The sequence below is a fragment of the Winogradskyella sp. PC D3.3 genome (genome assembly GCF_054366245.1).
Map to the genome: position 1 here is coordinate 3,515,567 of NZ_CM135962.1, position 12,404 is coordinate 3,527,970.

At 32.8% G+C, this 12,404-nt stretch carries 11 protein-coding genes; 7 read left to right on the top strand and 4 right to left on the bottom strand.

Features of this window, described 5'->3' with window-relative positions:
- The 4 genes from ACXGSQ_RS15500 to ACXGSQ_RS15515 all read left to right on the top strand — a co-directional run bounded on the left by ACXGSQ_RS15500 (position 1) and on the right by ACXGSQ_RS15515 (position 5,530).
- On the top strand, positions 1 to 660 hold the full coding sequence (locus tag ACXGSQ_RS15500; RefSeq protein WP_458627056.1) for a DUF1266 domain-containing protein: 660 nt from the start codon (positions 1 to 3) through the stop codon (positions 658 to 660).
- Positions 657 to 2,900: a tetratricopeptide repeat protein gene (locus ACXGSQ_RS15505; RefSeq protein WP_458627057.1), complete on the top strand. Its 2,244-nt coding sequence runs from the start codon at positions 657 to 659 to the stop codon at positions 2,898 to 2,900. The genes ACXGSQ_RS15500 and ACXGSQ_RS15505 overlap by 4 nt, the downstream gene beginning before the upstream one ends.
- Before the next feature lie 192 nt (positions 2,901 to 3,092).
- Positions 3,093 to 4,889, top strand: coding sequence for a tetratricopeptide repeat-containing sensor histidine kinase (locus ACXGSQ_RS15510; protein WP_458627058.1), 1,797 nt, complete (start codon positions 3,093 to 3,095; stop codon positions 4,887 to 4,889).
- A gap of 5 nt (positions 4,890 to 4,894) precedes the next feature.
- Positions 4,895 to 5,530, top strand: a complete 636-nt coding sequence (locus ACXGSQ_RS15515; protein WP_458627059.1) for a response regulator — start codon at positions 4,895 to 4,897, stop codon at positions 5,528 to 5,530.
- A gap of 42 nt (positions 5,531 to 5,572) precedes the next feature.
- Here ACXGSQ_RS15515 and ACXGSQ_RS15520 read toward each other — a convergent pair whose 3' ends face one another.
- Positions 5,573 to 6,565 (bottom strand): hypothetical protein, encoded by a 993-nt coding sequence (locus tag ACXGSQ_RS15520; RefSeq protein ID WP_458627060.1) that lies wholly within the window; start codon positions 6,563 to 6,565, stop codon positions 5,573 to 5,575.
- A gap of 152 nt (positions 6,566 to 6,717) precedes the next feature.
- Here ACXGSQ_RS15520 and ACXGSQ_RS15525 point away from each other — a divergent pair, with 152 nt between their 5' ends.
- On the top strand, positions 6,718 to 7,113 hold the full coding sequence (locus ACXGSQ_RS15525; RefSeq protein ID WP_458627061.1) for a hypothetical protein: 396 nt from the start codon (positions 6,718 to 6,720) through the stop codon (positions 7,111 to 7,113).
- 139 nt (positions 7,114 to 7,252) lie between these two features.
- Here ACXGSQ_RS15525 and tssD read toward each other — a convergent pair whose 3' ends face one another.
- From tssD to ACXGSQ_RS15540, 3 genes are all read right to left on the bottom strand, one after another.
- A complete protein-coding gene (tssD, locus tag ACXGSQ_RS15530) occupies positions 7,253 to 7,654 on the bottom strand; it encodes a type VI secretion system tube protein TssD (RefSeq protein ID WP_458627062.1) in 402 nt (133 codons plus the stop codon).
- Between the two features lie 27 nt (positions 7,655 to 7,681).
- On the bottom strand, positions 7,682 to 8,371 hold the full coding sequence (locus ACXGSQ_RS15535; RefSeq protein WP_458627063.1) for a hypothetical protein: 690 nt from the start codon (positions 8,369 to 8,371) through the stop codon (positions 7,682 to 7,684).
- Between the two features lie 340 nt (positions 8,372 to 8,711).
- The gene (locus ACXGSQ_RS15540; RefSeq protein WP_458627064.1) at positions 8,712 to 9,524 is read right to left on the bottom strand and encodes a T9SS type A sorting domain-containing protein; all 813 of its coding nucleotides are present in this window, start codon (positions 9,522 to 9,524) and stop codon (positions 8,712 to 8,714) included.
- A gap of 574 nt (positions 9,525 to 10,098) precedes the next feature.
- Between ACXGSQ_RS15540 and ACXGSQ_RS15545 the strand changes: the two genes are divergently transcribed.
- Complete coding sequence (locus tag ACXGSQ_RS15545; protein ID WP_458627065.1) at positions 10,099 to 11,721, top strand: S8/S53 family peptidase; 1,623 nt, start codon at positions 10,099 to 10,101, stop codon at positions 11,719 to 11,721.
- Positions 11,722 to 11,835: 114 nt separating this feature from the next.
- A complete protein-coding gene (locus ACXGSQ_RS15550; protein WP_458627066.1) occupies positions 11,836 to 12,324 on the top strand; it encodes a hypothetical protein in 489 nt (162 codons plus the stop codon).
- Positions 12,325 to 12,404 lie beyond the last annotated feature (80 nt).

The following is a 12,404-nucleotide window of genomic DNA, read 5'->3' on the forward strand; positions in this document are numbered from 1 at the left end:
ATGACACAAGATATCACCCCCAAAATACAAGACCAATTAAATTTATCGGCCTTGATTTTAAAGAAAAATCATAAAAACGCCGATTTAACAAGTTGGTTTGGTTTTAATCTCGAAGACGCAATGCAAGTCAAACAAGCCAAACGATTACTGAACTTATACGGCATTACATCAGGTTTGCATTTACGAAATAGTCTACAACGCTATGAAAATGGAGACATGGTTTCTAATGCCTTTGAAAAGTTAGCAAGAGAGTTCCGTAATGACACCACCGATAGCTTTGATGCAAAATACAATGCACAAGAAAACCCAAATGCAAAACGTATCTATAAAATGGTTTGGAAATACCGTTTTAGCTTAAAAGAACAGAAGCTCATAGGCTACGAATTGGCATACTATATTTTTCTAATGCGTTTAGCTGGTGTTGTCGGGTTTATTAGTATTGAAGAACTCATATTGCGCTTAGACGATGTGAATACACGTATAAAAACTAGCTTTTCGAGTTGGAGTGAATTCCATAGAAACGTATGCCTTGGAGATGAATATGTTTTAGGGACAACCGAACAAAACATAAGCAAATTCCCAGGAACAGATACGCTATGGGAACATTATCAAAGACTGCACATTCAACACGCCAATTGGTTTAAAACATGGAACAAATGAGCTTAACAAGAGTAGACCTTATAAAACATATTGAACGCGCAGAAGAATTATACAAGGCCAATCTTTTTACGCATATCAAACCTCATATTACAGCGGTTCAAGACCATATTGAAGTATTAAATGACTCTGTAGATTATGCGCGATACTATCGTATTGTGATGTTATATATTACGGCTTTCGAAGACATCAATATGACTGTTTTACAATCGTATTTAGAAGCTTTAGAAACCATAAAAGAGGTACAGGCTTCGGATTATGAATTAATTTGTAGTTATTACAAACAATGTGAAGCATCGATTTACGAAAGAGCCCTAGTAGCACACCCATATAACGAAACCTTACACTTCCATTATGCCCTAAAACTACAACATGAGCACCGCTTTTCTGAGGCCATCCTAATTCTAAAATACCTTTTAGAATGTTATCCTGCACTTACAGAAGCCCAATTATTACTTTGGGACGTAGAAAGTGCCCAATTAGAATACTTATGCAATTCATCCGAAGAATCAGACTGCTATGAATTATTAGAATTAGCATCGGCTACACATCATTTAAACGTTTTAAAAGGCCTACAATTAGACAATCGATTAGACTCTAAAAGCAAAAACCTCACCTACATACAAGTGGACTTATGGGAAAATAGCTCTGCAGAAATTTTACAATATTGGAATACCGAATGGAAACATTTAGAATTAACAGAACAAACCCAATACCTATTAGCCGATTATGCTAAATCTTTTATGATGTATTATTTGGTTTCTCAGATTTTAAGCACTCCTCCCAAACCAGAATTTCCAGAAGAAACATTCACAAATTTCAAAGAATATAAAGTCTATATGCAAGCTATAGCCAATTCAAAATGGCAATTGGCACAGCATCATCATCTATTAGTTGGGAATTCAGCAAATTATTATACCAAAAACAGGCAAATTCAAAATAGTAGTGTACAACAGGGCTTAGCATTAAACCCTAAAAACCCCTTATTGTTAGTCTTAAAAGCCAAAACTTTCTTCGCTGAAAACAATTATAATGAAACGGCCGCAGCTTACCATGATGCCTTTAGGTGCGGCCTTAGAATGAGTGAATATTTATTTTATCTGCTTGAGGTTAATAATAGAATTCAAAGCTGGCAAGGTATTTTAGATATTGTAGATTTATTTCATAAAAGATCACACCCCACGCTAAAAACCTTATATTTTAAAGCACGTGCATTAGTAAAGCTACAACGGTATGATGAAGCGCTTGAAGTGATTAATGAGGCTCTTGAAGACTTCCCTTTACCACCACATTCTTATGCCCCTTGGCTGTATAATTTACGTATGATGATTCATAGAGTACATCATAATTACACCGCCTTTTTTGAAGATATGCAAAAAGAAATCAATTTTTACAACGATGGTGATAATGATTACTGTAGCACCATGAATATGTGTATTGAAGTACTTTTAGAAATGGGAAATTATAAAGAATGTTACAAGTACGCTATTTACAATCATGAGCAAGGACAACTACCAACGGCATTATATCCGGTATTTCATTGGGTCTGCTTTTACGGTTTTTTACAAAAACCAGACGATTTAGAAGCGCTTACTGAAAACCATTTAGTTAAAGAGCCAACAACATTTATAGACTACAGAAACAACGGGTTAATCCACTGGATGTTACAACAGAATATTGCTGCTGCCGAGTCTCTAAAAACCGCTGCTAAACTATCATCTAACAAGGGATATTATTTAAAACTCGCATGTCTATGTTTAAAAGAAAATTCCAATTATTCTGCAGCCGTTCAACTTTACAAAACCATTAAAGAAGAAACACCAGAAGCCATTGATTGGGAATTAAATTATGATTATTTTTGTGTATTACAAGACAACAAACAATATGACGACGTCTTAATAGCTCTTCAACATCTATTACAAAGCTACCCAGAATATACATTCTATAATTTTCCTAAAGATCAATATCATCTAATGCTAAAAGTATTAAAAGATGTACATAAAACTTTAGGGCACCTAGAAGATTACACCAAATACAACGCCATGTATTTAAGTAAACCCTACCCATCTCACAAGGCTTTACTAGAACATTTAGAGATCACAAAAACACATTATAAAGACAATCTGTTTCTACAACACAATATCCTAGAAACCCTATCTAAATTAGATATAAATTTAAAAAATGGAGAACTCAACATGTTAAAAGAAATGAAATCTAAAATTAGGTCCGAATATTTCACATAAAGAGATTAATTTTGCTTTCCACATGAACATATACATAAAATATAACTTATTCTGTTTCTTCTTTTTTTGCGGTGTCCTAAATAGTGTGATAGCACAAACATCACAAAACACACCATTGCTAGACTCCTTAGCTATAGTTTATGGCGAAAATGTATATAAAAACCCACAAAAAGCAAAAAAAGCGGCCTTAAAATGGCTAGAAGAAAGCAAAAAATTAAACATGGATTTCAAGTTGCTAGAGCACTTTATGCTTTAGGAAATCTAGGTAATATTTCGGGAGAGTATAAAAACACCATTAAATATACGAATGAAGCTATTGCTTTACTTAAGTCAATTAACGTGGAAAACGGCTTAGATGCCTGCTATAATATTTTAGCCTTAGGGTATAAAAACCTTGGAAACTATCCGAAAGCGATGGATAGCTTTATACAGTGCTTAAGCCACGCGAAAGCTAACGACAATAAAATGCAAGAAGCTAACGCCTACCAAAATATAGCAACACTTTATGTCATTCAAAAAAAGTTTAAGAAAGCCACAGAAAATTTAGATCGTGCCGCTAAGCTTTATCGAGAACTAGAAAATGACGATGGCGTACTGACAACCTTATTTAATTTTGCCAATATTTTAAAAGAGCAAAAGCAATTTAATGAAGCTCGAAAACATTATGCAACCGTCTTAGACTACAGAAAAAAACAAGGCAACAAAGCCGTCGTTGCTTATATCAACATCAACCTTTCACAAATGCTTGTAGAAGAAGGCAAATGTGAAGAAGCTGTGGTGTCACTAAAAAAAACACTTGCACTTTTAAAAGAACTTCAATTCAATTCAGACATCACAATTGTATTAAACGATTTGGGATTATGCGAAAGTAAACTAGGACATACTAAAGCGGCTATAGCGTATTTTCAACAAGCATTAGCCTTAGGTGAAGAACAATCATTACTAATCTACAAAGCTGATATTTATAAAAACTTAGCGCAGCTTTACCAAGAAGAAGGTAATTATAAAAGTGCCCTATATTATTATCAAAAAGGAGTGACAACAGGAGCAGAACTAAACTCACTTGACAAAGAGAAATATGTTGCTCAGATCCAAGAACGTTATGAAACCCAATTAAAAGAAACCCGAATACAACTTTTAGAGCAAGAACAAAAATTAAGTGAAGCCGAATTACAAAAAGCAGAACTAACAGTGAAGCGGCAACGCTTAATTAGAAACGTGTTTATTGCAGGATTTGTTTTGGTTTTAATTACCTTAATTATATTGCGGTATTTATATGTTCAGCGTTTACGTGTGCAAAAAGAACTGACCTTGCAACAAGACGAAAATGCAAAACAGAAAATCAGTCAAATGATAAAAGATCATAAACTATCTGTTATAGAACGGTACCAAGAAGGGCAAGACGAAGAACGCGCTCGATTGGCGAGAGAAATTCATGATGGTATTGGAAGTGATTTAGCTGGTATAAAAATCGCTTTTGAGCATTATGCCGAAAACTATAATAACGAACCGCAGTCTAAAAGAATTGCAAAGGCTATAAATAATGCTTGTGTTGATATACGAAGTCTATCGCACCAGCTGCATCCTTTGTCGTTTTCAAAAATAGGTTTCACGAGTTTCTTAACTGATTTCATCAGTCAAATCACCTCAAAATCTGATATTAAAATTCAAACCTTTTTCTTTCCTGAAGAAGACATAGATCAATTACCGGAAGACCTTTTAGCAGATGCTTACCGTATTGTACAAGAATTAGTGAATAATATTCTAAAACACTCCCAAGCCACGCATGCCGACGTACAACTCACCAAGCATGAAGATCACTTAAATATTGTGATTAATGATAATGGCAAAGGATTTAAGAAACATAAAAAACAAGGAATAGGCCTTCGTAATATAAAAGAACGCTTACAAAAAGTTAATGGCAATATAGACATTGATAGTAGCCAAGGTAACGGTACCTCAATCACTATAAATATTCCTATTAAATAAAGATTGTGAAAAAAACAAACATCATTATAGCAGACGACCACCTTATGTTTTTAGAAGGCATAAACACCATATTAAGTGATATGGAAGAAATTGGCGAAGTGCATTTAGCAACCGAAGGGAAACAAGTGATCCGATTACTCAATCAGTTTGATATTGGTCTAATTATAAGCGATATCAATATGCCAAAAATGGATGGTATTGAATTGCTTACAGCGATTAAGAAAAAACATAGCGATGTAAAAATCATTATGCTTAGTATGCTAGACAACCACAGAACGGTACATAAAGTCATACAAAAAGGAGCCGACGGTTTTGTCCCTAAATTTACAAGCAAAGATGAATTACAGAAAGCAGTAAGAACCGTTTTAGATAATGAACAGTATTTTTCTGAGATTATTAAACAACGCTATATGGAAAGTGTCTTTGAGCGTAAAAAGTATAAAAACATAGAATTGTCGCCTCGTGAAAAAGAAGTCTTAGCACTGTTAGCTGATGAATTAACCTCTAAGGAAATTTCAGAAAAGTTATTTATTTCGGTAAACACTGTAGAAACACATCGAAAAAATATTCTTTTAAAAACAGGTTCCAAAACCACAACAGGAGCCGTAAAATACGCCATAGAATCAGGCATATTTGATTAAACCAAACAGGCTTGAATGGCAATTATTTAAGCCTGTTCTTATTTAGTTAATCGTCAAGCCCTCTGCTGCCAAAGCCTCTTTAATTTTGGCAACACGCTCATTATAAGTCATCTTATCACTGTCTTCCGTCAGCATTTCACCACGATAAATGAATTGGGTTTGTAAATCAAAATAAACAATATAAATTCCCTTTTGTGGGTTTACCCATATTCCGTCTAACGTATTATGTACATTTTTATCATCAAGATATTGTACCCAAGCTCCTTTAGACAAAGAGGTTTTATCTAAATAGAGTTTTCTGTAATCGTTAATTTTAAAATGAGGATAAGCAGTATCTAATTTTGCTTGTATAGCTGCCTCAATCAATGTTTTAAAATCTTCAAAATTATTACAGTTCTCGGAAAGTGTAATGGGTTGTGCATGCCATTGATAACCATCACTCTCTAAAGGAATATCTATAAAACCATCAGGATGCTCTGGTGTTTTAATTAACAACCTATATTTAAAGATACTATCTAAATCTTCATAAGATTGGTTCAATCGCTTAACAAAACGCGTAAGTAGCAGTTCTAATACTTCAGGGTTTAGGTCTTCATCAAAAATCAAGTGAATGGCATCTGTGGTAAATTCAATTTCAGGAATGTCCTTTTTAAAATCAGCTTTTATCGTTTGCCTCGTTTTATAGCGTTTTACAGCCTCTTGATATAAATCTTCAAAAGTAATTGAATCACTTTTTGCATACAGTGGCAATGTGTCGTCCTCTAAAATATGTTTCGCATTAATATAGGTGTAAAATTCAATTTCGGGAATTTCTTTATTATAAATCAGCACACCAAAAATATTTGGATCTATGGTAGCGGCATTAAAAAAACGTTTTAAATCACTATAACTTAACTCCCCTTGATATTCTCTATCTAAATAGGCTTTTAAATTCTGTGCCGCCTGTTTTTTGGAAATTCCGATATAATTGACACATCCAACTACGATAAGTGCAATAATACCGAGGCAAATTACTGATACAATTTCAATTTTCATAAACGATCCTTTTGGATATATAAATTTAGAATTAAAACCGAAACACGGCATCACGGAATTCCGTGAGTTTATACATTCCCTTAAAGACGGTGTATTTTTTAATATGGCTTCTAATACCTTTGACTTATTAATAAACCTAAAAATTACAAATCATGGGATTACAAGAAAAAAGAGCTGCAAAGGCAATAGAAGATCAATATTTAGCAGATTATCAAAAAGAAATTAATGAGATTACAGGAAAAGATATCCCAATTCATATTAATTGGGATACCTTTGAAATGGATTTTATAAAATTTGTTCCAAGTGTATGTTTACAACGCCTAACAGATGGTTTAAAAGAAGTTTGTAAAGATGATATGGGCAAGGAAGCCATACAAGAAAGTATTAATTCTATCGAAGTGTATTGCATTCCTAACGAAGGTGCTGAAGACAAAAAAGAATTAAAACTAGAGGCTGGTGTATTTTCGTTAACCGCATGTTGGGGAGGTCATCACAGTGGCTTTTTTACCGACTTAGTAATACGTGAATATTTAGAAAACAACTTATAATCGTTAAAAACGGTAAAACCATCATCTGATTAAAAAAAAGAGATACCTAATTTAGTATCTCTTTTTTTATTATAATCAAATAAAAAAAGCCTTTCAGATAAACATCTCAAAGGCTTTTTCTGTAACGTTATAAATACGTTTAATTCATTTTTATGTTATTTAAAACAACTCCTTTTAAAACTGCACTAAAATAAGCATCTTGATTATGGACATTGTTCTCAGAAAAGGATTGACTATAATTATTAGCAATGGCATTGTCAAACACAAAATCTAATACTGGTTGATCCTGATTTTGATAATAAATTTTTAAAGTACCAGACCATTCTCCTGGTTGATTAGATAACCATTCTAAAAAGAAGGTATCAATTTTATTATTTAGAGTTCCAGAGAAACTAACATCTAACGTGCGTTTCTCTGCTTCATCAGCAAAGTAAGATGATGAAAAACTATAATCGCAATGCGCAAGCGTATATACTCTTTCTGTAGTTGCATCTTTTTTAATTTGTAATTCTATACGTTGTATAACACTTAATTCTTTCATGTTGTTTTTGTTTTTAATTAAATAAGACTATAAGCCTTTTTCTATTTGATCTTGTAATGTTTTGGCTGTTGGGAAACTTTGCAAGCCTTTAGATGTATTTATACCAATAGAAACCACATCGTTTTCTAAAGTTACTGTTGTTGCCGTTCCTAAATTAAATTGAACTGTTGCAATAGATCCTATAAAGGCCTCCTTTGCTAAATGATCTGCTGCAATGTTAACTAAGGTTTCTTTTAATAAGCTCAACACTTTTGAAGCATAAAATTTATCTAGGTCCTCTGGCGTCCCCTCGTAAATATAGCTCACTGTAATTTCTTTTTCAAAAGCTGTTTGTAATTCTACTTCTAAGCTTTTAATATCTTTTTTAAGCTGAAGTAAGGTTGGGATATCACTAGGCTCTGGTGTAAAAGGAATTTTTCCATCAGACAAAAGGTAGGCATACTTATTAATATTGCTCAATGAAATTGAAGACACCGAATGCGATTCTATGTACTGAAATTGTGCATCACGATCATAAATATCACATAATAATATGGTTTTCTTTTCTGAATCGTAGTTAACAAAAAAACCAGAAGCACTACCTGAATGCGTACTAATTGCAACCTTAGGCATACGAGGGCGTTCGGCTTCCCTTTCAATATTAGCGATATCTTGAAGTATTTTTAAAACCTCATTTGTATCTAACACAGGTAATTGTAACATTGTTTTAAAATCCATAATTGTACGTTTTAATTTCATACAAAGTTGAACTTTTAAGTACATATTTTTCTAACCGTATTCCGTGATATTGTAATACTATCGATTATCTTTTATAAATAAACGAGATAAAAATCAAAGCGTCTAAATGATATAGATAAAACAATAACTACAGCATATGGACTAACAAAAATGACTTCAAAAAAAGCCGTAAGTGCTAAATCAATTGTTTAGTCCTTAACGGCTATTTTTTATAAATCGAAAAATAACAAACTCAATTCTGTTATTTTTCGGATCCTAATTCTTTACCCAATAATTCAAAATCGCGTGATGAATCCATTGGTATTATGACTTAGAACATTTATTTGATAAACTTTCTAGATAATACTCGGCTATTACCATCTTGAATAACAGCAATATACACACCATTACTCAAAGCACTAACATCTGCTTTATTTCCAGACACTTTATTAATCAATTTACCATTTATATCATAAATACTAAGAGTTTCAATATCATTATTAGTTATAATATTTAAAATTCCATCATTTAAAAATAAGTCAAACGAAGTCTTTGTTACAACATCTTCTACAGATAATGCCGTAGCAGAAATAGCCTCAATATCGTCAAAATCTAAACTTTCACTACCATCTCCATTGTTATCTATTCTAGCAATTGAAACTCCGTAAACATCTACAAGTAAATCACTAGCACTCTTTGGTCCAGAGACCGTTAAATTTGAAGGTAATACAGAAACAGTATATGTTTCAAAATTTGTAGCAGAAGCTGGTATTGTTACACTTACAGACTCAGCACTCGTAAGGTTTTCACCTGACTGATTATCAAAAAGATAAACAACAAGCTCCATATCTATTCCAGATAAATTTCTAGCCTTAAATCTAATTCCTCCAACACCTACAGTGGTATAATCTCCACCCCAAAATAAAATATTATCAATTATTAAGCGATTAGCCGGCAATACACCAGGAAGTAAAGATTCTGATCCACTTGCAGTTAAAAACCCGCCAGATACTGCAACTGGTGTAAATCCTGACTGTAAATTATTCCAACCTTCAAAATCATCGTCAGTACTAAAAGTACTTATTTGTCCAATACTTATTTGAGCAAAACTCATTTGAGCACAAAGAATAAATAAAATGTAAATTTGTTTCATGTCTTTTATATTTTTTTATATTTTCTGCTAAGCTAATAGTTTTTTTTAATTAAAAACAACAACTATAAAAATCAGGAAACGTAAAACAGTTTATTAATATCAGCATAGCAACTCCCGGAAACTTCAAAATTTTAACTTGTTAAAATTAATAGAATTGCAGACGTTGAACTGACACAAAAATTATTAAAAGAAAAACTTCCTAAACCCTATCACAACGACATTCAATTAGAAAACGACTCCTTAATCACTTGGTCTAAAACATAAGCTTACTAAAATTAGATACTGAAGGTTCCCCTTATTTAAATTCAACAAGAGGCACTAAAGTCAAGAAATTAATAGCTATTTGAGATGCTATCGATAGCATAGAAGGAACATCGATAAGGGACTATGCCCAATATCTTTTTTTATAAGAAATGCGGATTAGATTCTGCCTGATGACAATTAACGATACCTAATGCTGTTTAAAAATTTCACTGCTCCAAACCACTACATTCAGTGCTATTTTATTTTTATTTACTAAATTACACACTTAACCATATAAAAAACTTTGTTTTAAACCATTAAACAAAAAAACATGAAGAAATTAATTTTAGTCTTATGCTGCATTCTACTTAGTAATTTTTCATTTTCACAAACCAGCAATAGACTGATTATCAAATTCAAAGAAAACCTAAACCCAAAAAGCAGCGACGTTTTAAATCTTCAAAAATTTGATAATGCTATCTTAAGTACATTGAATAAAAACAATAACATCCAATCTATACAATTAACAGGAAACAAAAAGAAAAAAGACACCTATAGTCTTGAATTCAATTCTAACAAACCTATAGAAGAACTGATTGAACAGTATCAAAACACGGGGTTATTTGACTATGTTGAACCAAACTTTATAGGACATGGTCATGGTGTTCAAATAACACCAAATGACAACAATTATAATCGCCAATGGTCACATCATAATGATGGAACATTCTCGTTATCTAATGCAACTAGCGATGCCGATATTGATACCGATTTAGCTTGGGATATAACACAAGGTGACCCTAATTTAATAGTAGCCATATTAGATTCTGGTGCAAAATTAAATCACCCTGAATTCGCCGGAAGAATTTGGATAAATCCAAATGAAACATCTAATGGAAGTGACACCGATTCAAATAATTATGTCGATGACATCAATGGCTGGGATTTTGCAAATAATGATAATGACCCAACAGATGACCACGGACACGGTACTAATGTGGCTGGTATTGCTCTGGCATCTGGAAATAATACCATAGGCTATGCAGGTATGAATTGGAATTCAAAAATTATGATCTGTAAAATATTAGACCAAAATAATAATGGATATTATAGTTGGTGGGCAGAAGCCATATATTACGCTGTTGATAATGGAGCGTCAGTTATTAATACTTCTGTAGGCGGAAATGGCGCCTCCATACTTTTAGAAAATGCCATTAATTATGCTTATGACAATAATGTTTCTGTTGTTGTTTCGACTGGAAATCAAAACTCAACAATACAATACCCTGCCAAATATGCAAATACCTTTGCTATTGGATCCACAAATCCTGATGATACTCGTAGTGTTCCATTTTTTTGGGATAATACGAGCGGTAGTAATTATGGCCCAGAATTAGATTTTGTAGCTCCTGGAAATTACATCTATGGATTAAGTCATACATCAAATACATATTACAATACCTATTGGGGAGGCACCTCTCAAGCAGCTCCACATGTCACCGGTTTAATTTCTTTATTATTATCCGTTAAACCCAATCTTTCTGTTAGTGATATCAGATTAATACTAGAAGAATCTTCTGAAGATCAGGTTGGAAACTCAGATGACACTAGTGGTTGGGATCAATATTATGGGTATGGAAGAATTAATGCTTATCAAGCTTTAACACATGAAACACTAAAGATTAACACTGTTGAAAACACAAATAACAACCTATTAGTGTATCCAAATCCAACAACGTCTGGTAGTCATTTGAAATTATCGAACTTAATTAACGGAGCACATGCGATAACGGTTTACAATATAATTGGACAACAAGTATATCACACAGAGCATACGGCTATAAACAATTCAATAACGATAGGACTTCCCGAATTAAATACTGGAACTTATTTTGTAAAAATAAATAACACTTCTAAACAAGGCACTACAATTAAAAAACTGATAGTAAAATAACAATTCACTATAGACTCTCAAAACAGTATTAATTCAGGGATACTCAAAAAGAACACCTAAAAGCATAATTTAAACTCAAAATCAATAGCACTATTGGAAAGTAAATCAACACATATGGATTGGATAACAGAATTTTTGAATAGTGAAAAAACGTTATACCTTTTTGCAGGGCTAATTGGTACGGTTTCGGTAATAGTTGGTCTGCTCTTTCTTGTATTTTCTAATCATAAGAGTTTTGCTACAACGATGATAGTAATTGGTGCTCTAGAAATGGCGGTAATGTTTCCAACCTATCTAAAATACCAACAAAAAATTGATGCCAAAATTTCGGTTTATGAAACCAATAAAACGGATTTTACAAAAACAGAGACCATAGCTTCTGAAAAAGCCATGAAATCATTCTTTTGGCTCAAATTAACCTACGGTATTTTAATTGTAGTCCTTATTTTGGTCATGTCTTTTCTAAGCCCAAGGTCTGTACTTTTCGGAATATTTTCAGCCTTTATTTTACATTTTGCTTTTGCCATTACAATTGACAATTTTGGAGAAAAATACACAAAAACGTACTTAACGGAATTAGCTACTACCGATAAAAACGCATGATAACACCCTATATAATTATTACTTCGGCAATAAAAGTGAACCACAGCAGCAACACGATTTAGAACTACCATCCTATTGCT